The following is a 25790-nucleotide window of genomic DNA, read 5'->3' as shown; positions in this document are numbered from 1 at the left end:
GCGCAGCACGCTTCGTGAACTGACTGTCGCCGACTGTTTGACCACAACGAACGAAGTGAGTGACGGGAGTTTCGGCGACGGGCCATGAAACCAGTCAGCGCAGGGCAGTCATTGCCCCGCCAGGGGCGATGACCGCACCCGACGGCGAGCCACAGCCTCCCCGCGCGCGCCTTTGTCGCGCCACGCCTCAGCAAGCAGACACTGCAGTTGCCGATTGATCCATCGCCCTGAGTCGCTCACCGATCTGATCCGCCAGCCGCTGCACCGCGCGGCGATGCGCCGCAGCGATCGACGGCGGGTCGGATCCCGCGGTCTCATGCAGCCGACTCGTGCAAGCCACCGTGCGCACCGGCGTCGCGACGGACGTGGCCGACCAGGCCGCTTCGATCCACGCCTCGCGGCCGAGCATCGACTCGAAGCGCTGCACCTCGATGCGCAGTCGCCAGCCGCTCGCCGGGCCGGGCTGCGTGCGCGCATCGACCGCATTGAAACGCTCGGCCATCCGGGCCATCACCGCGGCACGCAACTCATCACGCAATGGCGCGACCCAGCGCTCGCCTTCGAGCACGCGCAGGCTGTCGTCGCTGGCGCGCAGCACCCACTGCGGCTGGTCAACTGCGGCGGGCACCGTGACCGGGCCGAGTTCGACGACCAGCGGCGTGGCGCTTGCCGGTGCGGAAGCCGCCGTCGCAGACGACGACGCCGCCAGCAGGCTGTGAAACCGCACTGGCGGCTGCGACGCACACCCCGCCATCGCGACGACGACCACCGCCATCGCCACCACCGATGCCTTCGCCCAAGCCCTCATCGCCCGTTCTCCAGCGAAGGCAGCGGCGGATCCGCCGGCTTGCCGCGCAGCAGCGATTCCGGGTGGCGCTGCAGGTAATCAGTCAGCACCCGCAGCGATTGCGCGGCCCGTTGCAAGTCGGTCATCGTCTGCTCCACGTTGCGTTGCACCGGCGCGTCGGGGTCGAGCAGGTTGCGGTCGAACTTGCCGAGCGAACCCTGCATCGCCTCGAGCGTCTTGCGCACCTCGGCCAGCGATTGCTGCGCCTCGGGCGACAGCTTCGAGATCGCCTCGCGCGCCTGCGCCAGCGTGGTCCGCAGGTCGCGGCCGATGTCGTCGAACGGCACCTTGTTGATCTTCGCGACGATCTCGGCGATCTGCGGCTGCACATCGGACAGCGTGCCCGGCACCGTCGGCACCTGCGGCACGCCATCGGCCATCGCGAGGGTGGCCGGCCGGCTCTTCGGCACGAAATCGAGCGCGACGTACATCTGCCCGGTCAGCAGGTTGCCGGTGCGCAGCTGCGCGCGCACCCCGTTCTCGACCAGCCGCTGGAACAGCCGCACGTTCAGCTCGCGCCGGTCACGCTGCCGCTGGTCCCGGTCCTGGCCTGGGCCTTGCCCCTGCGGCGCCTCGACCAGCGCACCGCGCACCGCACCCAGCCGCAGCGGGTACACGTCGGCGGTGACCTCCATCGGGTAGCGCTTGCGCTGCGCGTCGTAGCCCGGGCGGATGGCGCGCACCTCGCCGATCTCTACCCCGAGGAAATCGATCGGCGCCCCCACCGACAGCCCGCGCACCGACTGGTCGAACACGAACTTCAGCCGCATCGGCGGACCGTCCGGCGGCGAGATCGCGGCCTTGCGGTTGCTGAACAGCCAGAAGCGCGTGCCGGCCGCCGCCTCGACCTCGTCCTTCGCGTTCGGCGTCGCGAGTTCGGAATGCTCGAACGCGACGCCGCCCGCGATCACCGAGGTCAGCGCCTGCGTGTCCACCGTCAGGCCGCTGGCGTTCAGCGTGAAGTCGAAGCCGCTCGCGTTCCAGAAGCGCGAACGGTTGTTGACCAGCCGCTCGTACGGCGCCTCGACGAAGATCTGCACCAGCAGCTCGTCCTTCTCGGCATCGAGCGTGTAGCCGACGACCCGGCCGACGCGCGTGCGGCGGTAGAAGATCGGCGAGCCCACGTCGAGCGAGCCGAGGTCGGGCGCGCGCAGCACGAAGCTGCGGCCCGGCTCGCCGCGCAGCACGAAGGGCGGCACCTCGAGCCCGACGAAGGCCTTGCGGTCTTCGGTGGACACGCCGGCATCGGCGCCGATGTACGCGCCCGACACCAGCGTCGCCAGCCCGCTGATGCCGCCGACGCCGATGCGCGGCCGCACGACCCAGAAGTTGGTGTCTTCCACCGCGAGCGACGCGGCCGAGCGCGCGAGCCGCACCGACGCGATCACGCGCTTGCGGTCCTCGCTGAGCGACACCGCATCGACGCGGCCGACCACCACTTCCTTGTAGCGCAACTCGGTCTTGCCGGCCTCCAGGCCCTCGGCGGTGCGGAACTCGATCGTGATGTGCGGGCCGGCCTGCAGCAGGCTGTTGACGACCAGCGAAATGCCGACCGCCAGCGCGATCACCGGCACCAGCCACACCACCGAGGGCAGCGAGCGCTTGCGGCTGACGACGGTCGGAGACGGGGGTGGGGACGGGGGCGGGGACGAAGGCGGGGGCGGCGGCACAGGCGCCGGTGTCGGCGCAGAGTCGGATGCGGGTGTGGGAGCGTCGTCAGCCATGGGCAGGGGAAGGATTGTCGTCGACCTCGTCGGGCCACAGCAGGCGCGGGTCGAAGCTGGCGCTGGCCAGCATCGTCAGCACCACCACCGCACCGAAGGCCAGCAGGCCGGGCCCGGGTTCGACGATGCCGAACGCGCCGAAATTCACCATGCCGACCAGCAGCACGACGACGAAGACATCGAGCATCGACCAGTGCCCCACCGCCTCGACCAGCCGGTACAGGTGGGTGCGCGGCACGCCCCGCACGCAACTGCAGCGCTGCGCGGTGAAGGCGAGAAAGGACAGCGTGGCGATCTTCAGGATCGGCACCGCGATGCTCGCGACGAACACGATCAGCGCCAGGCCCCACGAGCCGGCATCCCACAGGTCGCCGATGCCGCCGAGGATGGTGTGGCTGTCGCGGCCGAACACGTTCGAGGTGATCAGGATCGGCAGCAGGTTGGCCGGCGCATACAGCAGCAGCGCGGCCGCCAGGCAGGCCCAGGTGCGCTGCAGGCTGTCGGGGATGCGCTGGTGCAGCGCATTGCCGCAGCGCGGGCACGCGATGTCGTCGTGGTCGTCCAGCACGCCGGCATCGATGCGTTGCGACACCAGCCCGCAGGCACTGCAGTTGTAGAGGCGGGCGCAGCGGGCGTTCATCGGGTGGCGGCCTCGCGATTCTGTTCAGCCTGCCATTCGCTGCCGAGCTGCCACAGCCGGTGCAGCCCGGCGGCGCTGCTCGACGTGAGCAGCATCGTCAGCACGCCGTACGCGAACAGCGCCGGCCCGGGCACCACGCTGGCCAGCCCGGCGGCGCGCACCACGGCGACCAGCGCGCCGAGCATGAACACCTCGACCATGCTCCAGCGGGTCGCGAAGCGCAGCAACCGCATCGCCGGCATGAAGCCCTGCGGCAGCCGGCGCCGGCTCATCGGCCACAGCAGGTACAGGCGCAGCGCGATCACGAGGAACGGGAACACCACCGCAGTCGCGCCGGCCAGCATCGCGCCGAGCGGCTGGCCGGCCTCCCAGGTCTGCCACAGCGCCTCGGGCAGGGTCACCGGATCGGGCGCGCCGCGCACCGAGATCCACACCAGCGGCGTCAGGTTGCCGATCACGAAGCACAGCAGCCCGGCGATCGCGAGCGCCAGCAGGCCGGGCAGCGAGACCCGGTGGCCACGGCCGAGCAGCGCCCGGCAGCGGCGACAGTGCGCGGTCTGCCCCGGCTGCAATGGCACGCGTTGATGAACCGCATCGCATTCCTCGCAGATCACCAGGTCGGGCCGCGGCTGCAGCACCACCGGCGCGTCGGCCGCCACGGCGGGCGGACCGGCGGGCGGGGCGGGGCGGGCGGTGGTGGAGTCGGTCATTCAGGTGCGCGGTACGGCGATCGCCGATCGTAGGGATGGAAGTGGGCGCGGAGTGTAGGACAAGGGCTGATTTGCAGGCGTGGCAGGGCCTCGCTCACTCGCTCACCCCCGGGCCGGCCGCGCGCAGCCGGCGGTAGACGGTGTTGCGGGCGACGCCGAGTTGCCGGGCCGCCATCGACACGTTGCCGCCGGCGGCCGCGACGGCACGGCGGATCGCGTCGGTCTCCAGCGCTTCGAGCGTCGCCGGCGGCCGGGCCGGCTCGGGCTCCGGCGCCCGCCCCAGGCCGGCCGGCAAGTCCACCTGCGCCAGCGTCGCCCGCGAAACCAGGCCCGCCGCCGACCAGAAGGCCGGCCACTGGAACACCGCTCGCACGTGCAGCGGCGCGCCGGCCGCCGGGCCGAGCACCGGGCGCAGCGTGAGCGGCGTGTCGCCATGGCGCCGGCCGTGCTCGGCGAACGCGCCGATGCCCAGCCCCAGCAGCCCTTCCAGCCCGAGCATGCGCAGCGCGCCGATGCTGAGGCCGAGTTGCGCGAGCGCGCTGCGGTTGGCGCCGAGGATCGCGCCATCGGTGTCGACCGCCAGCAGCCCTTCGCGCACCGTGCCGATGCAGGCCGGCTCGGCATGGAAGTGCAGCCGCAGCCCGCTGCGGAAGCGGTCGACGAAGCACTGGTTCTCGATCATCCGCGCCGACAGGTCGACCAGCGCCAGCGTGTGCGGGTGGTACGAGCGCTGGTCGCCGCTGACGTCGAGCACGCCCATCACGCGGCCGGCGTGGTCGAAGATCGGCGCGGCCGAGCAGGTCAGGAAGCGGTGGGCGCGCAGGAAGTGCTCGTCGCCGTGCACCAGCGTCGGTGCTTCGGTGAAGAGCGCGGTGCCGACCGCGTTCGTGCCCTTGCCCGGCTCCGACCAGTTGACACCGGGCGAGAGCGCCACCTGCTGCGCGCGTTCGAGGAAGGAGTCGTCGCCCAGGCTGTGCAGGATGCCGCCGTTCGGGTCGGTCAGCGCGACCATGCTGTGCGACGACGCGATCTGGTCGAACAGCAGCTCCATCACCGGCGTCGCCTGCTCGTGCAGCCGGCGGTGGCGCTCGCGCGCTTCGTTCAGCCGCGCCGCCGAGGCCCGGTTCAGCTCGGGCACCGCGGCCTCGTCGAGCCCGAGGGCGGCGCAGCGCTCGTGCGATTGCGCGATCGCCTGCAGGTGCTGCGGCGAGGCCACATCGGCGGCGTGCCGGCTGGCGGGGGACTGAGGGAACATGCTGCCTCCTTCGCGTGCCGGCATTCTGCATGTTCGAGCGGGATCGCGCTCGGCGCGGTGGTGGTGGCCCCCGGCTGTCACAATCTGCGCCTTTCAAGCAAGGGCACAGGCGTGGAATGAGACGGGCGCAGCGGTCGTCGAGGATGTTGGTGCTGGCACTGGCCTGTGTGATGTTGGGCGCAGCCGCCGAGTGGCGGCGTGCCGCGGCAACCGCTGCGACGGCGCGCGAGCCGCGGCTTGCGGTGAAGCCCGCGACTGCGCCCGCGAAGATGCCACGCCTGACCCCACGCTCGTCGCAACGCATTCCGATGCCCGACGGCGTGCCGGCCGCCCATGCGAGCGCGCTGGCGGTGCTGCCGAGCGGCGAGCTGCTCGCGTTCTGGTGGGCCGGTTCGCGCGAGAGCGCACCCGACGTCAGCCTCTACCTCGCGCGCTGGGCCGACGGCCGCTGGAGCGCCGCGCAGAAGGTGGCCGACCGGGCCTGGCTGGGCCGCGAACTCGGCTTCGGCGTGCGCCGCATCGGCAACCCGTCGGCCTGGGTCGCGCCCGATGGCCGGGTGCACGTCTTCATGGTCGCGACCGGGCTCGGCGGCTGGGCCGCGGCGCGCGTCGTGCAGCTCGAATCGACCGATGCCGCGCACAGCTTCTCGGTGCGCCGCGTGCTGCCGCTGACGCCGCTGGCCGACACCAGCGTGCTGGTGCGTACCAACCCGGTCGGGCTCGACGATGGCGGCTGGCTGCTGCCGGCGTATTTCGAGCTGCGCAACAAGTACCCGATGCTCATCGCGTTCGATGCCGACGGCGCGCCGCGCTGGCTGAGCCGCATCGGCCGCTCGACGACCGCGCTGCAGCCGGCGCTGCTGCCGGTGTCGGGCACCGAGCTGCGCGCGGTGATGCGCGACATCGGCCCGTCGCACCGCGTGCAGCAGGCGGTGAGCCACGATGCCGGCCGGCACTGGGAAGACGCACCGCCGCTGGCCATCCCGAACCGCGACGACTCGGTCGCCGCGCTGCGGCTGGCGAACGGCGGCTACGTGATGCTGCACAACGACACGTTGCCCGGCGGCTCGCCGCGCCAGTGGCTGCGGCTGTCGACCTCGGTGGATGCGCTGGCCTGGGCGCCGGCGCTCGACGTGCAGCGCGGCCAGGCCGGCGACGAGTTCTCGTACCCGAGCGTGCAGCAGCTGGGCCGGCAGCTGCACGTCACCTACACCGCGCAGCGGCAGGCGATCGGGCACCAGGTCTATGACATCGAGGACGGGGAGGGCGCGCCATGACGCTGCCGGAACTCGCCCAGCAAATGGTGTGGGCACGTCTGGCCTGGGGTGCCGTGGCGGCGGCGTCGTTGCTGTCGCTGTTGCCCCTGCGCGGGCTGAAGCGGCGCGCCGCCGTCACGCTGATCGCCTTCACCGCGATGTGGCTGCCCGGCCCCGCATCCCCCGCCTGGTGGCTCGGCCTCGCATTCCAGCAACCGAGCGCGCTGTTCGCCGCGCTGTGCGCCGTCTCGGTCTGGAAGCGCTTCGCCGATCGCCCCGGGCAGCAGACGCTGCCCGTCGCGCTCGCCGCGGCGCTGCTGCTCGGCGGCCTGGTGCTCTACGCCGATGCCGTCGGCGCGCTGTCGCTCGGCCTGTACCCGTGGGGGTTCGATGCGACGCAGGCGCCGGTCGCGGCAGTCGTGCTGTCGGTGCTCGCGCTCGCGGTGATCGTGCGCGGCCGCCAGGTCGCGGCCGGCTGGGCCGTGCTGCTGGCCTTGACCTTCCACGCCGTGACGCACCTGCCGACCGGCAACCTGTTCGACGCGCTGCTGGACCCGCTGCTGTGGCTGTGGGCGCTGGCGCGCTGTGTGACCTTCGCTTTCGCTGTCGTGTCCGCGCGGCTGCGTCGCCGCGCGGCCGTGGCGCCGAGCTCCTGAGACCAGATCGACCATGTCCCTGCTGCGCCTGCATCTTCGCCTCGCCCTCGCGATGGCCGCCGTGCTCCTCCTCGTCGGCACTCTCTGCCGCGCCGTCTTCGGCCTCTGGTTCGCACCGCCCGATGCGGCGTTGTCGCCCGGCGACTGGGCAGCGGCGCTGTGGCTCGGCGCGCGCTTCGACCTGCGCGTCGCGCTCGACACCGTGCTGCTTGCCTGGCTGCTGGCCACGCTGCCGTGGGTCGGCCGCTGGCTGCGCCCGCCGCGCGCACGCGCCTTCTGGTGGACGTACTGGATGCTCGCCGCCTTCGTGTGGGCGCTCGGCGTGGTGCTCGATGCCGGCCACTTCGCGTACCTCGCGCAGCGGCTGACGGCCGTCATCATCTCGCTGGCGCGCGACATCGGCGAGGCGACCGGCATGGTCACGCAGACCTACCCGGTCGGGCGCATCACGCTCGCCGTGGTGGCGTGGCTGGTGCTGTGCCACTTCATCTTCGGCTGGCTGTGGCAGCGCATCGTGTCCACGGATCAGCAGACCCGACAGGCGCCCCGCAAGCGCTGGCAGGTCGGCGTCGCCGAGACCGTCGTCGTGCTGCTCGCGGTGTTCGGCATCCACGGCAAGTTCTCGCAGTACCCGCTGCGCTGGAGCGATTCGATCGAGCTGCAGAACGCGTTCGCGCAGCAGCTGTCGCTGAACCCGCTGCACAACCTGTACGACACCTGGACCTTCCGCGCGCAAAGCCTGGGCGACGCCGAGATGCGGCCCGATGCCGATGCGATCCGCGCCTTCGTCGGCCTGCCGCCGCTGAAGCCGGGCGAGCCGATCTCGTTGCTGCGCACGGTGCCGCCGAAGCCCGAACGCGCCGGCCAGCCGCCGATGAACGTCGTGCTGGTGCTGCTGGAAAGCTTTGCGGCGCACAAGGTCGGCGCGATCGGCAGCCCGCTCGGCGCGACGCCGAACTACGACGCGCTCGCCAAGGACGGCCTGCTGTTCACCCGCATGATGAGCGCGCACGGCCACACCGCGCGCGGCGTCTTCACCACCGTCACCGGCATGCCCGATGTCTCGGTCGAATCGACTGCGTCGCGCAACCCGGCCGCCAGCAACCAGCAGTCGATCATCAACGAGTTCGCCGGCTACAAGAAGTTCTACTTCATCGGCGGCAGCACCTCGTGGGCCAACGTGCGCGGCGTGCTGACGGCCAGCATCGACGACATCGACATCGTCGAGCAGACGCGCCTGAAATCACCGGTGGTCGACGTCTGGGGCGTCTCCGACAAGAACCTGTTCCTGGAGGCGAACGAGATGTTCCGCGCCCAGCAGAAGCCGTTCTTCGCGATGATCCAGACCAGCGGCAACCACCGGCCGTACACCATCCCCGACGAAGACAAGGCCGCCTTCCAGCCGCCGACGCCGACCGACGCGCAGCTGGAGGACAACGGCTTCATCTCGGTCGACGAGTACCGCGCGTTCGCCTACCTCGACTGGTGCATCGGCCGCTTCATGGCGGCGGCCCGCCAAGAGACTTACTTCAAGAACACGCTCTTCGCGTTCATCGGCGACCACGGCATCATCGGCGTGACCGGCCCGCACCTGCCGAAGTCATGGCACGACCTCGCGATCACGCAGGGCCACACGCCCTTCCTCGTCTACTCGCCGGGGCATGTGGCGCCGCGCCGCATCGACCACTGGGCGCAGCAGGTCGACGTGCTGCCGACACTCGCGTCGCTGGCCGGCATCGGCTACCGCAACACCACGCTCGGGCGCGACCTGCTCGATCCGCAGTTCGATGCGAGCCGCGTCGCCTTCGAGTTCCAGTTCACCGGGCCGCGCCAGCTGGGCGTGCTGGTCGGCACGCACATGCTGGTCGACCGGCAGCCGCCGGCGCTGTTCGACATCCTGTCGGACAAGCCGTCGACCAACCTGCTGCAGCAGCAGCCGGTGGCGCCGGAGATCGCGGCGCTGCAGCAGCAGTGGGGGCACTTCCCGGCAGCGTACGGCCATGCGGCGCTGTACCTGCAGACGCACAACCACAAGCTGCCGAAGGCTCAGTGACCAGGACTCAATGACGCCTCGATTCCCCGAGCGGTGCCGCGGTGCGCTCGACGTCGCGGAGCTCGTCGAGCTGGCCGGGCGCGGTGTCCAGCGGCAGCGGTGACGAATCGAAGGGCGCGAGGTCGCTGTCGCCGTTGTCGGGGATCGCGGCATCGAGCTCGGGCAGCAGGATGTCGATGTCGGCCGCCAGCCGTGCAGCGCGCTCGGCGCGGCTGGTGGCCAGCGCGGCACGTGCCGCCTTCACGCGGCGCAGTGCATGGCGCGATTCGCGCTCGGCGAGGTCGATCTCGCGCTTCGGGCCGCACAGGAAGCCGCCGCCCTTGAACCACACATAGACCTCGGTGCCCGGCAGCATCGGCTGCTGGTTCGGCGCGATCAGCATCTCGACGATGCCGAAGGAAAGGGTGATGCGAACGGCCTGCTTGTCGGATACCACCGCCACGTGGCGGCTGCGTGCGACTTGCTCGAGATGCTGCGCGGGAAGCGGCAGCAACGGCCATGAGAGCACTCGGTTCATGGGTTGGATCCCCCTGTCGTGTTGTGCGCAAACGATAGCGAAGGAGCCGCAATTACGGACGAAGGTTTACGGGGCGTTACCCCTCTTTCGCCGCAACGTCTCGAAGCACCAACCAATGGTTGTCCAGTTGCAGACCAATTGGAAGACCAACTTGCGACCGATCGTCTTTTTTTGCGTCAGATACCTTTGTTGCCGATCGTTGGGCTTCCGATCGCCCGGCGGCCCACAGCGCACGAGATGCATCAAGTGCAACAGCGCAGGCCTCTCGCAGCGGCATGAGGCCCTGCCACTGGCCGTCGGCTTGCCAGCGCGCGAGGCCTTGCGCGCGTGGGCAGCCGATCACGAAGCCGTCATCGTCCGCGGTGATGTCGCCGCCGTAGCCGGCCAGTGCGGGCGATGCAGCGGGTTGCAGCGCGCGGCCGTCGAAGCGCGCCAGCACCGGCGCGGCGCTGCGCAGCGTCGCGTCGCCGTGCTCGGCCTGCATCGCGATGCCGAGCACCGCGTTGCTGCCGTGCCCATGCCACGCGAGATGGCGCAGGCTGAGCCGCGCATCGTCGACTTGCCAGCGGCCCTGCAAGTCGCCCTGCGCGGCATCGATCCGCACCAGCGAAGAATCCATGCGATCGAGACCGAGCTTCATGCGGCCGGTCTCGGGCCGGATCTCGATGCCGCCGTTCGCGACGACGAGGCGCGTGAACGGCGCGGCGTGTTCGTCCCACAGCAGCATGTGCGGGTCGCGGCCGTGCGTCGGCCATTCGGCGCGCTTGTCCAGCGTGCGGGCATCGCGCACGCCGATCAGGCCGGCACCGCTGTCGAGGTCCGTCTCGCTGGTGTACAGCGTGTCGCCCGATGCATCGGCGATCAGGTGGCCGTTGTACGCGCGGTTCGGTTCGATCCACGCGAGCGCGAGCACGCGGCCGTCGCGGTCCCAGCGCATCAGCCAGTCGCCGGGGCGGCGCGCGACGGCGAGCAGCGTGCCGCCGGGTTCCTGCAGCAGCCCGTGCGCGCGCGTCGGCACGGCGATCGAGCGGTGCACCTGCAGCCGATGGCCCTGCAGGCGCAAGACGCCGACGTTCGCGCCGCCGTCACGGCCTTGCCAGGCGGCGGCCAGCGAGGCCGATGCGGTGGCGGCCCATGGTGATCCGATCGCACCGCCCGACACCGCGGCGCACGCCTGCAGCCAGCGTCGCCGCGTCCAGCCGCCTCGGCTCACAGCGACTCCACGAAGCGCACCAGCGCCGCGCGTTCGGCGGCCGTCATCGTCAACACGCGCCTTCGGCTCGCGTCGGCCTCGCCGCCATGCCACAGCACCGCTTCGAGCACGCCGCGCGCGCGGCCGTCGTGCAGCAGTTGCTGGTGGTCGTTGACGTCGCGGATCAGCCCCACGCCCCACAGCGGCGGCGTGCGCCACTGGCGGCCGCCGGCGAGGAAGTCGGGCCGCCCGTCGGCCAGGCCGTCGCCCATGTCGTGCAGCAGCAGGTCGGTGTACGGCCAGATCGTCTGGCCCTTCAGCGCCGGGCTCGCGAAGTCTGGCAGCGGGCTGTCGCCGGTGACGTAGCTCGGCCGGTGGCAGGCGGCGCACTGCGCCTGCTCGAACAGCGCGCGGCCGTGCTTCACCTGCGCATCGCCCGGGCGGCGGCGAGCCGGCGGCGCGAGGCTCGCCTGGTAGAACACCACGTCGCCGAGCGTGCGGTCGTCGATCTCCGGCGCCTCGCCCTTCGCGCCGCGCGGCGAGGCGCGGCAGTCGTCCTGCGTGAAGGTGCAGGACTCTTCCGGGAAGCGGCTCGAGGTGATGCCGATGTCGCCGACGAAGGCGGCCGCGGTCTGGTGCGCGACCGTCGCGACGTTCGCCTTCCAGCCGAAACGGCCGAGCATCATCCGCTGCTCGAACGCGTCCCAGACCTGGTTGGGACGGCCCTTGACCGGGCCGGGTGCTGCTGCCTGGCGCGCCGCGTTGTCGAGGATCTGCTGTTCGGGGATGGCTTCCAGCAGCCCCATGCCGATCAGCTGCGGCGCGAGCCGCGGGCTGAACTGCAGGTCCTTCGAAGCCGGGCCGTAGGCGAGGCCGGCCACGCCGAAGCGTGGCTGGCGCAGCGTGTAGCGCGTGCCGTCGGCGAACCTGCCGCTCAGCGTGCGCACCTGCATCGTGATGCGGCCTTCGACGCGCACGCCCGGCACGGCCAGCGTGCGCAGCTGGTCGCCGTAGATCGGGTCGGGCCGCGGGCCGCCGTGCGGGCCTTCGCCGGGGATCGACAGGCGCAGCAGCAGCGCGACCGGCGGCTCGCCGCGCGCATCGAGCGGCTTCGTGTAGTCGGGCGGCGCGCCGCGGCCGCTCTGCACATGGCAGCCGCCGCAGGAGCGCGCGATGAAGTGAGGGCCGAGCCCGTCGCGTGCCGCGGTCGATGACGGCGCCTCGACCCAGTTGCGCCGGAAGAACGAGTTGCCGACCGCGAAGCGCGTGCGTTCGTCGTCGTTCAGGTTCGCGGCGGCGAACGAGAACGCATTGCGGCCGGTCGCGGCCACGGTGGTCGCGCCGCCGGTCTGCTCGTCGGGCGTCAGCGCGTCGTCGTTGGGCGCTGCGTGCAGCAGCACGGCATTCGCGGCCACCAGCGCCGCGAGCAGCCCCTGCGTGAGCCGCTTCACGGCTTCACCATGTTCAGCCGCGTGATGCCGATCGCGTTGGCGGCAGCGCCCAGTTCGCGCGCCTGCGCGAGCACGCTGTCGATCGTCGCGCGCACGCGCATCGGCCCCGGCGCGCTGCGGCTGCCGCGGATCTCGACGTCGAACGGCGGGTGGATCGCCTGCGCCGCGGCGATCGAGGCGGCGATCTGCCGCGTGGTGCGCTCGGCCTGCGCCGCGTCCTTGGCCGCCACCAGGTCGCGCAGCGACGGCCCTTGCAGCAGGCTGCCGTCGCGCCGCCTGAAGCGGCCCAGCCAGACGTTCTCGATGCCGAGCGCGTTGTTGACGATGTCGCGGTGCGTGTTGTCGGAGAAGCAGGACTGCTCGTCCTCCTGGTCCTGCGTGTTCAGCGCGACCTCCATGCGCTCGCCGGCCAGCTCGGCCCGCGACAGCGCGCCGATGCCGATGATGATGCGCCGCACCGATTCGAGCCCGCCGCGCTCGAACTTCGCGCGGTAGTTCGCCTTCGCGCCGGGCGCCCAGGCGGCGATCAGGTAACGCAGGTCGTCGATCAGCAGCCCGGTGACGGCCGCGAGGTACTGGCGGCGGCGGTCGGCATGCGCGCCCTTGCCGTCGACGTAGTCCTCGAACGGGCGCTCGCCGGGGCCGGTCTCGCTGAGGTCCTGGCCCCACAGCAGGAACTCGATCGCATGCCAGCCGGTGGAGACGTTCTCGAGCCCGCCGCGGATGTTGGCCGCCGCCAGCGCCGCCTTCGTCAGCGGGGCCTTCGGGTTGTTGATGAGGCCACTGTCGGGCCGGTCGCGCACGTAGTCGATGTACGACTCGTCGACCGGCCAGGTGTTCATGCGCTGCTCCGGTCCCTTGCCGTCGTCGACCGGGCCGGCGTAGAAGCGGAAGGCCTCCGTCTGGCCGTACCACTCGCGGGCGTCGAGCCACGCGGTGCGCGCGGCCTTCAGCGTGTCGGCCGAGGGCTGAGCGAGGAAGGCGGCGATGGCCTGCTGCATCGCGAGCGCGGCGGCGAGGCTGTCGCTGTAGGAGGCGTGGACGAGCATCGCGTAGTGTCGAACGACCGGCTGAACCAACGGCAGCACCGCGGCGTCGACCTCGGCGGCCGCGCCCGCCTGCGCCGGCCACAGCATCGTTCCCAGCCCCGCGGCCACGGCATGCAGCATCTCGCGCTTGTTCATCTTGTGGTTCTTCGAGGCCCAGGGGCGTTGCAATATAGATCAAGCCACGCCCGCTGGACATGCTTCATGTCGGGGGATGTCGTGGTGTGAAAGACCCTGCGTCAGCGAACGTTTTGGAAGCGCGTGTCTGATGGCGCACTTCGGTGCCTCGCGCATCGGCTTCGATCCGATTCCGAATCCATGAACAAGACTTCCCACCGGCCTGTCAGGGCAGCGCCGGCCGCCGCGCGTCCGGTCGACGCCGACGCTGCGCTGGCGCAGGGTCGCGCGCTGCATGCCCAAGGCCGGGTGAGCGAGGCCTTCTCGCTGTACCAGGCCGCGCTGTCCGCCCAGCCCGAGAACCCCGAGGCCTTGCACCTGCTCGGCGTCGCCTACCTCAGCCTGCGCCAGCCGGCGCTGGGCGTCGCCTTCGTGCGGCGCGCGATCGCGCGCAAGCCCGATGCCGCCGACTACCGGATGAACCTCGCGACCGCGCTGCTGCAGCTCGGCCAGGCGCCCGAGGCGCTGGCCGAGATGCAGCTCGCATGCGAGCTGCGGCCCGACGATGCGCAGGGGCTGGCGATGCTCGGCGGCTTGTGCGTGCAGCTGCAGCGCTTCGACGAGGCCGAGCGCCGCTATGCCGCCGCGCTGGCACTGCAACCCGATCACGCGGAATGGCACGAGGCGCTGGCGCGGCTGCGCTACCTGCGCTGGGCAATGCCCGAGGCGCTGCCGCATGCGCAGCGCGCCGTGGCGCTTGCGCCGCGCATCGCCGAGCGGTTGAACATGGGGTTCGCGCGCGCCGGCTCAGTGGCCTCGCGGGCGTCGCCCGCGCTGCTGCTGAACGCGGCGGCCAGCGTCGATGCCGCCGCGCTCGAGCGCGCCTGCATCGAGCGCGACCTGCTCGTCATCGACGATTTCCTGCCCGATCCGCAGGCCTTCCGCGCCGAGGCGCTTCGCCTGTGCGCGACGCAGGCGCAGCGCTCGCCGAATGGCAACTTCCCCGGCGTGCAGACGCCGCCGCAGCCGGTCGACGCGACGATGCAGCGCATCGCCGACCTGCTGGGGCGCGCGATCAAGTGGGATTCGCCGGACAACGGCGCGCTGCGCGTCAGCCTGGCCGCCGACGAGGCACGCGCCGACGTGCACGTCGACAACCCGACGCTGCCGCACATCTTCGGCGGCGTGCTGTACCTGAGTCAGCCGGAAGACTGCCGCGGCGGCACGCGCTTCTACCGGCACCGTGCGACCGGGCAAGACCGCCGCCCGGACGATGCGGCGCTGGCCGGCATGGGGCATGCGTCGTTCCTCGACTTCCAGAAGCGCCACCTGCCGATCAACCGGCGGCTGCCGTTCGCCGAATGGCAGCAGCAGCGGGATGCGACCTGGGAGTTCCTGTTCGAGGTGCCGATGCGCTTCAACCGGCTGATCGTGTTCCGCAGCGATTTCTTCCACGCGATCACCGAGCTGTTCGGCGACAGCCCCGAGTCAGGCCGGCTGGTGCAGCTGTTCCACTTCGAGTCGGAGCGCTGAGCTGAGCGCACCCACCGTTCGCCCTGAGCCTGTCGAAGGGTCGGGCTGAGCCTGTCGAAGCCTGCTCGCGCTGCGCCTCAATCCAGCCGCAGCCCCTCCAGCGACACCCCGCACAGCTCGGCCAGCGCCTCGACCGCCATCGCGTGATCCTCGCGCTGCGGCAGGCCCGAGACCGTCACCGCGCCGATGCAGCCGCTGCCGGCCACCACGATCGGGAAACTGCCGCCGTGGTCGGCGTAATCGCGCAGCGGCAGGCCCATCTTCGACTCGAGCGTGCCGCCGTTGAGCGCGTGGTCGAGCCCCGCGCGGTACGAGCTGTGGTGCAGCAGCTCGACCGTGTTGCGCTTGCGGCGCGCCCAGTCGGCATTCGACGGCGAGGTGCCCTGCATCGCGCAAAAGAACACCGTTTCCTTCGCCAGCCGCACCTCGATCGTGATCGCGACACCGCGCGCTTCGGCCATTTCCCTCAGCCGCACGCCCAGGGCCCATGCGGTGGCCTCATTGAAGTGTTTCATTTGAAAACAATCCTCTTGCCGGGCAATCGTTTTCAGATCTTTTTCGAGGTCCATGGGGTGTCGAAGCAAGGGTTGACGAGGGGGTGGAGCAGCGTTTTCGCTCCCGACTGTATCGGGAAGCCCTCAAAACTATGCAATCACCGCATGCGTCAGCGTAGGTGAATAGGGAGGCGGGACACACTTTCAGGTATTCGACGCGGCCGGCCTTTGACACCCGGGGGCTTTCTGGTCCGACGTCTGTGATCTCCCCGATCCGTGGTCTCCGACCTGTTGTTCCCCTGAACCCCTTTTTTTGAAAAGGATGGGCTCATGCCGTCCCCTATCGACACCCCGTTCGTTTCCGATGTTGTTCCCGTTCCCCTTCAAGTTCCCGTCCCCGACGCGGTCCCCGGCAGCTTCGAGGCCCTGGTGGCCTGGATCAACGCCCCCATGCTGCTGGCGCTGGGCGCGGTCGCCTTGCTCGTGGGGGCGTCGTTCGTGCTCGGCGTGCTGAGCCGAACGCCGCGTGCGACGCGCCACCGGCGCGTCGCGACCGTGCTGGCGCTGATGGTGCTGGCGGCGGCCCACGGGCTCGGCTGGCTCGCCCTCGAAGCCGTGCGGCACCAGGCCGCGCAAGCCCGCTCGCAGGCCGCCAACGACGCGATGGTGGGCAATGCGCTGGCCTACCTGGCGCGCCGCTGCGACAGCGATCGCCGGCTGACCACCGCGAGCGACGCGGACCGCGTGCGCGCCAACGAGGGCGTGCTGCTCGACATCGAGCGCTTGCACCGGCCGACGCTCGACGACCTGCCGCCGGTCGAGTGGTTCGATGCACCGACGGCCCGCGAGGTGCTCGCGTCGTCGCAGTTCGACTTCGTCGAGCAGGACCGGCGGGCGACCTCGCGCGGCGCGATCTCCGTGACGGCGCACCGGATGTGGTGGGAGTCCGCGGGCCGCACGCTGCTGCTGCCGTCGAATGCCGAGGAGTTCATGGCGCGCCTGGCGCAGACCGACCTGCTGCAGTTGATCGAAGGACCGGTGCGCGCGAGCACCGCGGGCTACCTGCTGACGGTGCAGGACACCTCGACCCCGGAAGACCGCAGCCACTGGGTCGCCCGGGTGCAACTGCAGCTGTTCGACCGGCGCCGCGGCGCGCTGGTGGCCGAGTACGTCGGCTTCGGCGCGAACCTGCTGCCGGCCCACCGGCCGCGCGACGGCATCGCGTGGCGATCCGTGCGGTTGTGCGACGGGCCGGAGCAGGAGTTCTCGAAGGGCGGGACCGGGTTCGACGTGACCGGCTTCTTCCTGAGGCGCGCGCTGCGCATGGCGAAGCTGCGCGCGAAGCTGATGACCTGAGGTGTCAGAATCCGCCCGTTCTCAACCAGGAGCATGAACGTGGCAATGGACGTGGTGGACTACGAGATCAAGGGCTCGGAGATGCAGTTCGTCGAGGTCGAACTCGACCCGGGCGAGGCGGCGGTCGGCGAGGCCGGCAGCATGATGTACATGGACGCCGGCATCGGCATGGACACCGTCTTCGGCGATGGCTCGGCCAGCCAGGGCGGCATCTTCGGCAAGCTGCTCGGCGCCGGCAAGCGGCTGATCACCGGCGAGTCGCTGTTCACCACCGTCTACACCAACCAGGGCCAGGGCAAGCGCAAGGTCGCGTTCGCGGCCCCGTACCCCGGCAAGATCCTGCCGATGGACCTGCGCCAGCTCGGCGGCACGCTGATCTGCCAGAAAGACGCCTTCCTGTGCGCCGCCAAGGGCGTGTCGCTGGGCATCTTCTTCCAGCAGAAGCTGTCGGTCGGTTTCTTCGGCGGCGAAGGCTTCGTGATGCAGAAGCTCGAGGGCGACGGCCTCGCCTTCGTGCATGCCGGCGGCACCGTGCTGAAGCGCGAGCTGCAGCCCGGCCAGACGCTGCTGGTCGACACCGGCTGCATCGTCGCGCTGACGCCCAACGTCAGCTTCGAGATCCAGTACGTCGGCAAGATCAAGACCGCGCTGTTCGGTGGTGAAGGGCTGTTCTTCGCGAAGGTCACCGGCCCCGGCACGGTGTGGCTGCAGAGCCTGCCGTTCTCGCGCCTCGCGTCGCGCGTGTTCGCGGCCGCGCCGCAGAACGGCGGACGCCGTGAAGAAGGCTCGGTGCTCGGCGGCTTCGCCGGCGGCGGACTGCTCGGCGGCATCCTCGGCGGCGACGACGACTGACGCCTGGCTTGACGAAGCGCAGAACAGAAAGACGCTCGCAGGCCAATTCGAAGGTGGGCGCACGCTGCGCCCGCCTAAAATGCCGGTTTCTCTTGCCGGTATTGGTCTTGAAACTGCTGTCTGCGCTGCCCCGCCTTCCGTCGCTCGTCCTGTCGGCCCTGTGTCTGGCCACCGCCCTGCAAGGGGCGCAGGCCGCTGGCGCCGCCGTCAAACCGCCGATCTTCGTGCTGAACTCGCTCGACGCGTCGATCAGCGTGATCGACCCGACCACGTTCACCGAGATCCGCCGCATTCCCACCGGCAAGGAACCGCACCACCTCTACCTGACGCCCGACGAGAAGTCGCTGATCGTCGCCAACGCGCTCAGCGATTCGCTGACGCTGGTCGACCCGATCACTGCCGAGGTGCAGCGCACGATCACGAAAATCCCCGACCCGTACCACCTGCGCTTCTCGCCCGACATGAAGTGGTTCGTCACCGCAGCGAACCGGCTGAACCACATCGACATCTACCGCTGGGAGCCGGCCGACGCCGCCAACCCGATGAAGCTGGCCGGCCGCGTGGCCGCGTCGCGCACGCCCAGCCACCTGTCGATCGACAGCAAGAGCACCGTCATCTACTCGTCGATGCAGGACAGCGACGAGCTGATGGCGATCGACATCGCGACCCAGAAGCCGCGCTGGAAGATCACCGTCGGCAAGCTGCCGGCCGATGTCTACCTGACGCCCGACGACAAGCTGCTGCTGGTCGGCCTGACCGGCGACGAGTTCGTCGAGGTCTACGACGTGAGCCAGGCGCAGCCCAAGCTCGTCAAGCGCATCCCGACCGGCGCCGGCGCACATGCGTTCCGCAGCCGCGGCGATGGCCAGCATGTGTTCGTGAGCAACCGCGTGGCCAACACCATCAGCATGATCGACACGCGCACGCTGAGCGTGGTCGACACCTACCCGGCGCCCGGCGGCCCGGATTGCATCGACGTGATGGCCGACGGCAAGACGCTGCTGGTCAGCTCGCGCTGGGCCCGCAAGCTGACGCTGATCGACATCGAGAAGAAGCAGGTGATCCGCCAAGTGGCGGTGGGCCGCTCGCCGCACGGCGTGTGGACGCTCGACCATGCGTCGCGCCGCTAGCGTTTTCATCGTTGCGGCATTGCTGGCTGGCCAGGCCCATGCCGCCGGCTGCGACAAGCCGGTCTACCTGACGCTGGACACCGGCCACATGGGCGTGGCGCCGCTGGTGGCCGAGGTGCTGGAGCGCGAGCAGGTGAAGGCGACCTTCTTCCTCGCCAACGAGAAGACGAAGACCGACGGCACCAGCCTCGACGACCAGTGGGCGCCGTGGTGGAAGGCGCGCGCGGCCGAGGGCCACGTGTTCGGCTCGCACACCTTCGACCACGTCTACTGGGTGGCTGACCTGAAGGGCGGCGGCTTCAAGGTGCGGCCGAGCGCGGGCCCCGACGCCGGCAAGCTGCTGACCTGGACCGCGGCCCAGTACTGCGCCGAGTTGCAGCGCCCCGCCGACCGCTTCCGCGCGATGACGGGGCAGGCGATGCCGCATCTGTTCCGTGCCCCCGGCGGCAAGACCTCGCCGGCGTTGCTGGCGGCGGCCAAGGCCTGCGGCTGGACCCACGTGCCGTGGAGCGCAGCCGGCTTCCTCGGCGACGAGTTGCCGAGCGATCGGTACCCGAATGCGCAACTTTTGCAGCGCGCGCTGGATCACATCCGCCCGGGCGACGTGATGCTGGCCCACCTCGGCATCTGGTCGCGCCAGGACCCGTGGGCGCCGGCGGTGCTCGAGCCGCTGATCCAGGGCCTGAAACAGCGCGGCTTCTGCTTCGCGACGCTGCGCGACCACCCGGCTTACCGGGATGCTGCCCAGCGCTGATCCTTTCCGCCGAAACTTCTCGCCATGATCGATTCGCTGCTGCTCGCCTTCACCGACGCCTTCGGCCGCGTGCAGCAGGCGCTGTTCGAGGGCGTCGTGCAGCCGCTCGCGTTCCACCTCGGGCTCGGCAACGTCGTCGAGGATGCGTTCGACGCGACCGGTTGGCTCTTGGTCGGCCTGCTGCAGATCGTCGTGCTGCTGGTGGTGATCGGCGCGCTGGAGCGCTGGCGCCCGGTCGAGCCGGTGACGGACCGGCGCGCGGTGCGCACCGACGTGCTGTACACGCTGATCCACCGGCTGGGGCTGTTCCGCGTGGGCTTGTTCTTTGCGGTCGATCCCTTGTTCGACGAGGCTTTCGGTGCCGCGCGGCTGGCGGGCCTGCCGACCTGGCAGTTCGACGAGTGGTTCGCGCCGTGGTGGCCGGGCGTCACCGACAGTGCGTGGTTCAGTTTCGTCGCCTACCTGCTGGTGTTCGACTTCGTCGACTACTGGATCCACCGCGGCCAGCATCAATTCCGCTGGTGGTGGGGGCTGCATTCGCTGCACCACAGCCAGCGGCAGATGACGATGTGGAGCGACAACCGCAACCACCTGCTCGACGACCTGATCCGCGACAGCGTGATCGTGATCGTCGCGCGGCTGATCGGGATCCCGCCGGGGCAGTTCATCGCGGTGGTGGCCTGCACGCAGCTGCTCGAGAGCCTGTCGCACGCGAACCTGCGGGTCTGGTTCGGCACGGTGTTCGAGCGCGTGCTGGTCAGCCCGCGCTTCCACCGGCTGCACCACAGCATCGGCCTCGGGCACGAGACGGCGGGGCAGGGCACGCTCGGCGGCCACAACTTCGCGGTGCTGTTCCCGGTGTGGGACGTGCTGTTCCGCACCGGCAACTTCGAGGTCCGCTACGACCCGACGGGCATTCGCGACCAGCTGCCCGACGCGGGTGGGCGCGAGTACGGGCAAGGGTTCTGGCACCAGCAGTGGCTGGGGCTCAGGCGGGCGTTCGGACGAAAGAACTGAACCCGTCGGGAACGGGACCGGGAGCACCGGTTATCCTGCCGGCCCATGGTGAAACCGCTGTTCGATTCCTTCTGGCGCGCCGCCGCCTACTGCCTGCACCCGCGCGTCGTCGTCCTGTCGCTGCTGCCACTCGCGCTGCTCGTCGGCCTGAGTTTCGGCCTCGGCTACTTCTTCTGGGAAGCCGCGATCGACGGCGTGCGCGACCTGCTCAATTCGTGGGACCTGCTGCATGCCCTTTTCAACTGGCTCGAGAGCATCGGCGCCGGCAACCTGAAGTCGGTGCTCGGCCCGCTGGTCGTGATCTTCCTCGCGACCCCGGTGCTGGTGCTGCTGTCGCTGCTGGTGGTCGCGACGCTGATGACGCCGGCCATGCTGAACCTGGTGGCCCAGCGCCGCTTCCCGCTGCTGGAGCGCCGCCGCGGCGGCACCTTCCTCGGCAGCGTCGTCGTCAGCCTCGGCTCGACGGCGGTCGCGGTGGTCGCGCTGATCGCGTCGATCCCGCTGTGGTTCGTGCCGCTGATGGTGCTGGTCGTGCCGCCGTTGATCTGGGGCTGGCTGACCTACCGCGTGATGGTCTACGACGTGCTCTCTGAGCACGCCAGCAAGGACGAACGCCGCGAGCTGATCCGCCGCCACCGCACCAGCTTCCTCGGGCTCGGCATCGCCACCGGCTACCTCGGCGCCGCGCCGTCGCTGGTGTGGGCCTCGGGGCTGATGTTCCTCGCGCTCGCGCCGATCCTGGTGCCGGTCGCGATCTGGATCTACACGCTGGTGTTCGCGTTCTCGTCGCTGTGGTTCGCGCACTTCGCGCTGGCGGCGCTGGCCGAGCTGCGCGCCGAGCAGCAGCTGGCCGCCGCCGTCGTGCTGCCGCCGCCAACCGACCCGACACCGCTCCCGCCGCCCCCCGCTTCACAGGACATCGCATGAACTTCGGCGTCATCATCATCGGCGACGAGATCCTCTCCGGCAAACGCGAGGACAAGCACCTGCCCAAGGTGATCGCGCTGCTGAACGAGCGCGGCATCGCGCTCTCGTGGGCCCGCTACGTCGGCGACGACCCCGCGCGCATCACCGCGCACCTGCGCGAGGCCTTCGCCAGCGGCGACGTGGTGTTCTCGTGCGGCGGCATCGGCGCGACGCCCGACGACCACACCCGCCAGTGCGCCGCGAATGCGCTCGGCGTGCCGCTGGCGCTGCATCCACAGGCGCGCGACCTGATCCTCGAGCGCATGCGCGACATCGCCGCCGAGCAGGGCCTGCCGTACGAGCCCGAGCGCGCCGACAACCTGCACCGGCTCAACATGGGCATGTTCCCCGAGGGCGCGCAGATCATCCCGAACCCCTACAACAAGATCGCCGGCTTCTCGGTCGGCCATGTGCACTTCGTGCCCGGTTTCCCGGTGATGGCCTGGCCGATGCTGCAGTGGGTGCTCGACGAGCGCTACCCCGGCGAGCACAGCGCCGAGCGCCCGCGCGAGCAGTCGGTGATCGTGTTCGGCGCGATGGAGTCGACCCTCACGCCGCTGATGGAGGCCATCGAGGCCCGCTTCGACGGCGTCAAGGTGTTCAGCCTGCCGAGCGTCGACCACCCGCAATGGGGGCGCCACATCGAACTCGGCGTCAAGGGCGCGGCCGGCCCGGTGGCCGAAGCCTTCGCCGAACTGCTGGCCGGGCTGCGTGGCCATGGTGCGCAACTCGGCCCCGAGTTGGTGCGGTGAACGCCGGATTCCGCGTCCAGCCTGGTGCCGGGCGATGCACCAATGTGGCGTCACTGACCTGCATCCATCGCGGGTTTGGGGCCCTCGCTCACCCGGTGGGGCGCATGCCGGCTGGGCCTGCGCTGTCATCGGGCGCGGGCATGCTTTCTGCTACATTCCTGTGCGCATTTCCAGGCCCCTCCCGGCACTGAATCTGTCGTCTCTACCCACCCACTCACCCCACAAGCCTCTCGCTAGGAGAACCTGATGGCAAAGACCGTCGCCGACGTGATGAAGATGGTGAAGGAAAGCGAGGTCAAGTTCGTTGACTTCCGCTTCACCGATACCCGCGGCAAAGAGCAACACGTTTCGGTGCCCCTGTCTGCGTTCGACGAAGACAAGTTCATCTCCGGTCATGCCTTCGACGGTTCGTCGATCGCCGGCTGGAAGGGCATCGAAGCCTCCGACATGCTGTTGATGCCGGACCCGAACACCGCCAACGTCGACCCGTTCTTCGAAGAGCCGACGCTGATCCTCACGTGCGACGTGATCGAGCCCACCGACGGCAAGCCCTACGAGCGCGATCCGCGCTCGCTGGCCAAGCGTGCCGAGGCCTACCTGAAGTCGTCCGGCATCGGCGACACCGCCTACTTCGGCCCGGAACCCGAGTTCTTCATCTTCGACAGCGTCCGCTGGAACGTGGACATGTCCGGTTCGTTCTCGAAGATCGAATCCGAAGAAGCGGCCTGGAACACCGGCAAGGAATACGACCACGGCAACTCGGGCTACCGTCCGGCCGTCAAGGGCGGCTACTTCCCGGTGCCCCCGGTCGACAGCGCGCAAGACCTGCGCTCCGAGATGTGCCTGATCCTCGAATCGCTGGGCATCCCGGTCGAAGTGCATCACCACGAAGTGGCGAACGCCGGCCAGATGGAAATCGGCACCAAGTTCAGCTCGCTGGTGCAGCGCGCCGACTGGCTGCAGCTGCAGAAGTACGTGATCCACAACGTGGCCCACGCCTACGGCAAGACCGCGACCTTCATGCCGAAGCCGATCGTCGGCGACAACGGCTCGGGCATGCACGTGCACCAGTCGGTCTGGAAAGACGGCAAGAACCTGTTCGCCGGTGACGGCTATGCAGGCCTGTCGGAATTCGCGCTGTTCTACATCGGCGGCATCATCAAGCACGCCCGCGCGCTGAACGCGATCACGAACCCCGGCACCAACAGCTACAAGCGCCTGGTCCCGGGCTTCGAAGCCCCGGTGAAGCTGGCCTACTCGGCCAAGAACCGCTCGGCCTCGATCCGCATTCCGTACGTTGCCAACCCGAAGGGCCGCCGCATCGAAGCGCGCTTCCCGGACCCGCTGGCGAACCCGTACCTGGCGTTCTCGGCGCTGCTGATGGCCGGCCTCGACGGCGTGGAAAACAAGATCCACCCGGGCGAAGCCGCCACCAAGGACCTGTACCACCTGCCGCCGGAAGAAGACGCGAAGATCCCGACCGTCTGCCACAGCCTCGACCAGGCGCTCGACTACCTGGACAAGGACCGTGCGTTCCTGACCAAGGGCGGTGTCTTCACCGATGCCTACCTCGACGCTTACATCGAGCTGAAGATGCAGGAAGTCACGCGCTTCCGCATGACGACGCATCCGGTCGAGTTCGACATGTACTACAGCGCCTGATCGCGGCGCGCGGAACCTTGGCCGGGAGCGCAGGCTCTCAGGTCTGGTGGCTCCGCCCGACGACATTGGGAAACAAAGGGACGGCACGCGCCGTCCCTTTTTACATGGCGGGATCAGCCACAATCCGACCAGATTCCACGGCCCGAGGACTTTCATGCGCTCTCATCGAACCACGACCCGTTGCGCGCTCGCGGTGGCTGCCGTCGCCACCGTGATCGCCCTGCCTGCACGGGCGGCCGACGAAAAGACCGTCTACCGCTGCCCCGGCAACCCGGTGCTCTACACCGACACGCTGTCGGCCAAGGAGGCCAAGGAAAAAGGCTGCAAGACGATCGAGGGCACGCCGATCACCGTGGTGCAGGGGCTGCGCCCGGCGAAGGCGGCCTCGGGTGCGGCCGCCAGGACCGGTGAGAACAAGGTCGACCCGAACGAGCAGCGCGCCCGCGACAGCGATGCCCGCCGCATCCTCGAAGCCGAGCTGAAGAAGGAAGAAGACCGCCTGGCCGAGCTGCAGAAGGCCTACAACAACGGCGAGCCCGAGCGCCAGGGCGACGAGAAGAACTACCAGAAGTACCAGGATCGCGTCGCCGAGATGAAGGCGAACATCATGCGCAAGGAAAGCGACGTCGCCGCGCTGAGGCGGGAACTCGCGAAGCTTCAGTGAACAAGCCGGTGGCCAAACCGGTGAACAAGCCGAAGCCCGCGCGTTCGGCGGTGGCGGGCGACCTGCCCGGGCGCTACGAGGCCTTCGACCACCTGGCGACGATGGTCGCGGTGGTGCGCGACGACGGCAGCTGCCTGTTCGCCAATGCCGCGTTCGAGAACGTGCTGGGCCTGCCGCGGCGCAGCGTGCTGGGCGGCTCGCTGTTCGACTGGTTCATCGATGCCAACTCGGTGCGCGACACCGTGGCCGCGGTCGTGCGCAACGATTTCTCGACCAGCCGCTTCGAGGCGCTGCTGCGCCGGCCGGTGTCGGCGCATGGCGATGCGCTGCCGGTGCACGTGATCGTCAACCAGCTCGACCGGCCGAACGAGGCGATCGTCGAGCTGGTGGAAATCGAGCAGCAGACCCGGCAGGACCGCGAGGAGCGCGCGCTCGGCCAGGCGCGGGCCAACAAGGAGCTGATCCGCAACCTGGCGCACGAGATCAAGAACCCGCTGGGCGGCATCCGCGGCGCGGCGCAACTGCTCGAGATGGAGGTCGAGTCGCGCGCGCTGACCGAGTACACCCAGGTCATCATTCAAGAGGCCGACCGGCTGCAGGCGCTGGTCGACCGGCTGCTCGCGCCGCACCGCAAGCCGCACGTGGTGAGCGACGTCAACATCCACGAGGTCTGCGAGCGGGTGCGCTCGCTGATCATTGCCGAGTTCCCGCGCGGGCTGGCGGTGATGCGCGACTACGACATCTCGATTCCCGATTTCCGCGGCGACCGCGAGCAGCTGATCCAGGCGGTGCTCAACATCGCGCACAACGCGGCGCAGGCGCTGTCCGAGCGCATCCAGCAGGGCGATGCCCGCATCACGCTGCGCACGCGCATCGCGCGGCAGGTCACCCTGGGCAAGCAACGATATCGATTGGCACTGGACTTGCATATCGAAGACAACGGCCCGGGGATACCGGAGTCGATCCGGGATCGCATTTTTTACCCGCTGGTATCGGGGCGCGATGGCGGGTCGGGCTTGGGACTCACGCTGGCGCAAACGTTCGTGCAGCAACACCAGGGCATGATCGAATGCGAGAGCAAACCGGGCCAGACCCTTTTCAAGATCGTGATCCCCTTGCCCTGAGCCAGAAGCCGGGGCGGGCGGG

General features: G+C 69.9%; 24 protein-coding genes. 14 read left to right on the top strand and 10 right to left on the bottom strand.

What is annotated here, in order from left to right:
- Window positions 1–187: 187 nt before the first annotated feature.
- The 5 genes from BUE42_RS28400 to BUE42_RS33990 form a co-directional block, all read right to left on the bottom strand.
- Window positions 188–808 (bottom strand): PqiC family protein, encoded by a 621-nt coding sequence (locus BUE42_RS28400; RefSeq protein ID WP_083614696.1) that lies wholly within the window; start codon window positions 806–808, stop codon window positions 188–190.
- Window positions 805–2433, bottom strand: a complete 1629-nt coding sequence (locus BUE42_RS28395; RefSeq protein WP_235002665.1) for a PqiB family protein — start codon at window positions 2431–2433, stop codon at window positions 805–807. Before BUE42_RS28395 ends, BUE42_RS28400 begins: the two co-directional genes overlap by 4 nt.
- A 130-nt stretch (window positions 2434–2563) precedes the next feature.
- On the bottom strand, window positions 2564–3211 hold the full coding sequence (locus tag BUE42_RS28390; protein WP_073468641.1) for a paraquat-inducible protein A: 648 nt from the start codon (window positions 3209–3211) through the stop codon (window positions 2564–2566).
- The gene (locus BUE42_RS28385; protein ID WP_083614692.1) at window positions 3208–3921 is read right to left on the bottom strand and encodes a paraquat-inducible protein A; all 714 of its coding nucleotides are present in this window, start codon (window positions 3919–3921) and stop codon (window positions 3208–3210) included. Before BUE42_RS28385 ends, BUE42_RS28390 begins: the two co-directional genes overlap by 4 nt.
- Before the next feature lie 94 nt (window positions 3922–4015).
- Window positions 4016–5176, bottom strand: a complete 1161-nt coding sequence (locus BUE42_RS33990) for a sigma-54-dependent Fis family transcriptional regulator (RefSeq protein ID WP_159445510.1) — start codon at window positions 5174–5176, stop codon at window positions 4016–4018.
- A 269-nt stretch (window positions 5177–5445) separates the two neighbouring features.
- On the opposite strand from BUE42_RS33990, the gene BUE42_RS28375 reads away from it, so the two are divergent.
- Genes BUE42_RS28375 through BUE42_RS28365 form a run of 3 tightly spaced genes read left to right on the top strand, consistent with a single transcriptional unit; the run spans window position 5446 to window position 9141 of the window.
- The gene (locus BUE42_RS28375) at window positions 5446–6453 is read left to right on the top strand and encodes a sialidase family protein (protein WP_235002663.1); all 1008 of its coding nucleotides are present in this window, start codon (window positions 5446–5448) and stop codon (window positions 6451–6453) included.
- Window positions 6450–7088, top strand: a complete 639-nt coding sequence (locus BUE42_RS28370) for a hypothetical protein (protein WP_073468638.1) — start codon at window positions 6450–6452, stop codon at window positions 7086–7088. The genes BUE42_RS28375 and BUE42_RS28370 overlap by 4 nt, the downstream gene beginning before the upstream one ends.
- 13 nt (window positions 7089–7101) lie before the next feature.
- Window positions 7102–9141 carry an LTA synthase family protein gene (locus BUE42_RS28365; RefSeq protein WP_073468637.1) on the top strand — a complete coding sequence of 680 codons (2040 nt, stop codon included), beginning with the start codon at window positions 7102–7104 and terminating at the stop codon, window positions 9139–9141.
- 7 nt (window positions 9142–9148) lie between these two features.
- On the opposite strand, the gene BUE42_RS28360 is transcribed toward BUE42_RS28365, so the two are convergent.
- The 4 genes from BUE42_RS28360 to BUE42_RS33980 form a co-directional block, all read right to left on the bottom strand.
- Entirely contained in the window at window positions 9149–9658 is a 510-nt protein-coding gene (locus tag BUE42_RS28360) for a hypothetical protein (RefSeq protein WP_143171821.1), read from the bottom strand.
- A 76-nt stretch (window positions 9659–9734) separates the two neighbouring features.
- The gene (locus BUE42_RS28355) at window positions 9735–10871 is read right to left on the bottom strand and encodes a DUF1513 domain-containing protein (protein WP_073468635.1); all 1137 of its coding nucleotides are present in this window, start codon (window positions 10869–10871) and stop codon (window positions 9735–9737) included.
- Window positions 10868–12301, bottom strand: a complete 1434-nt coding sequence (locus BUE42_RS33985; RefSeq protein ID WP_073468634.1) for a di-heme oxidoreductase family protein — start codon at window positions 12299–12301, stop codon at window positions 10868–10870. Before BUE42_RS33985 ends, BUE42_RS28355 begins: the two co-directional genes overlap by 4 nt.
- Window positions 12298–13485 (bottom strand): imelysin family protein, encoded by a 1188-nt coding sequence (locus BUE42_RS33980; protein ID WP_143171820.1) that lies wholly within the window; start codon window positions 13483–13485, stop codon window positions 12298–12300. The genes BUE42_RS33985 and BUE42_RS33980 overlap by 4 nt, the downstream gene beginning before the upstream one ends.
- 180 nt (window positions 13486–13665) lie before the next feature.
- Between BUE42_RS33980 and BUE42_RS28340 the strand changes: the two genes are divergently transcribed.
- Complete coding sequence (locus tag BUE42_RS28340; protein ID WP_073468633.1) at window positions 13666–14997, top strand: DUF6445 family protein; 1332 nt, start codon at window positions 13666–13668, stop codon at window positions 14995–14997.
- 77 nt (window positions 14998–15074) lie between these two features.
- Here BUE42_RS28340 and BUE42_RS28335 read toward each other — a convergent pair whose 3' ends face one another.
- On the bottom strand, window positions 15075–15566 hold the full coding sequence (locus tag BUE42_RS28335) for a heme-degrading domain-containing protein (RefSeq protein WP_073468632.1): 492 nt from the start codon (window positions 15564–15566) through the stop codon (window positions 15075–15077).
- A 255-nt stretch (window positions 15567–15821) separates the two neighbouring features.
- Here BUE42_RS28335 and BUE42_RS28330 point away from each other — a divergent pair, with 255 nt between their 5' ends.
- The 10 genes from BUE42_RS28330 to glnL all read left to right on the top strand — a co-directional run bounded on the left by BUE42_RS28330 (window position 15822) and on the right by glnL (window position 25768).
- Window positions 15822–16847 (top strand): hypothetical protein, encoded by a 1026-nt coding sequence (locus tag BUE42_RS28330; RefSeq protein ID WP_143171819.1) that lies wholly within the window; start codon window positions 15822–15824, stop codon window positions 16845–16847.
- Between the two features lie 39 nt (window positions 16848–16886).
- Complete coding sequence (locus BUE42_RS28325; protein WP_073468649.1) at window positions 16887–17699, top strand: TIGR00266 family protein; 813 nt, start codon at window positions 16887–16889, stop codon at window positions 17697–17699.
- Between the two features lie 158 nt (window positions 17700–17857).
- Window positions 17858–18829 (top strand): YncE family protein, encoded by a 972-nt coding sequence (locus BUE42_RS28320; protein WP_073468648.1) that lies wholly within the window; start codon window positions 17858–17860, stop codon window positions 18827–18829.
- Window positions 18813–19583 (top strand): polysaccharide deacetylase family protein, encoded by a 771-nt coding sequence (locus BUE42_RS28315; RefSeq protein ID WP_073468630.1) that lies wholly within the window; start codon window positions 18813–18815, stop codon window positions 19581–19583. Before BUE42_RS28320 ends, BUE42_RS28315 begins: the two co-directional genes overlap by 17 nt.
- Window positions 19584–19607: 24 nt before the next feature.
- A complete protein-coding gene (locus BUE42_RS28310) occupies window positions 19608–20600 on the top strand; it encodes a sterol desaturase family protein (RefSeq protein ID WP_073468629.1) in 993 nt (330 codons plus the stop codon).
- Window positions 20601–20645: 45 nt separating this feature from the next.
- Window positions 20646–21527 carry an EI24 domain-containing protein gene (locus tag BUE42_RS28305; RefSeq protein ID WP_073468628.1) on the top strand — a complete coding sequence of 294 codons (882 nt, stop codon included), beginning with the start codon at window positions 20646–20648 and terminating at the stop codon, window positions 21525–21527.
- The gene (locus BUE42_RS28300) at window positions 21524–22318 is read left to right on the top strand and encodes a competence/damage-inducible protein A (protein ID WP_073468627.1); all 795 of its coding nucleotides are present in this window, start codon (window positions 21524–21526) and stop codon (window positions 22316–22318) included. Before BUE42_RS28305 ends, BUE42_RS28300 begins: the two co-directional genes overlap by 4 nt.
- A gap of 246 nt (window positions 22319–22564) precedes the next feature.
- Window positions 22565–23980 (top strand): type I glutamate--ammonia ligase, encoded by a 1416-nt coding sequence (gene glnA, locus BUE42_RS28295; RefSeq protein ID WP_073468626.1) that lies wholly within the window; start codon window positions 22565–22567, stop codon window positions 23978–23980.
- A gap of 154 nt (window positions 23981–24134) precedes the next feature.
- The gene (locus BUE42_RS28290) at window positions 24135–24644 is read left to right on the top strand and encodes a hypothetical protein (RefSeq protein ID WP_073468625.1); all 510 of its coding nucleotides are present in this window, start codon (window positions 24135–24137) and stop codon (window positions 24642–24644) included.
- Window positions 24645–24664: 20 nt separating this feature from the next.
- Window positions 24665–25768: a nitrogen regulation protein NR(II) gene (gene glnL / locus BUE42_RS28285; protein WP_369823016.1), complete on the top strand. Its 1104-nt coding sequence runs from the start codon at window positions 24665–24667 to the stop codon at window positions 25766–25768.
- Window positions 25769–25790: the final 22 nt, after the last annotated feature.

The sequence above is a fragment of the Rhizobacter sp. OV335 genome (assembly GCF_900142965.1).
Taxonomy (GTDB): domain Bacteria; phylum Pseudomonadota; class Gammaproteobacteria; order Burkholderiales; family Burkholderiaceae_C; genus Rhizobacter.
The sequence above is the reverse complement of the archived record's forward strand: the minus strand, read 5'-3'. Positions and strand labels throughout refer to the sequence as shown.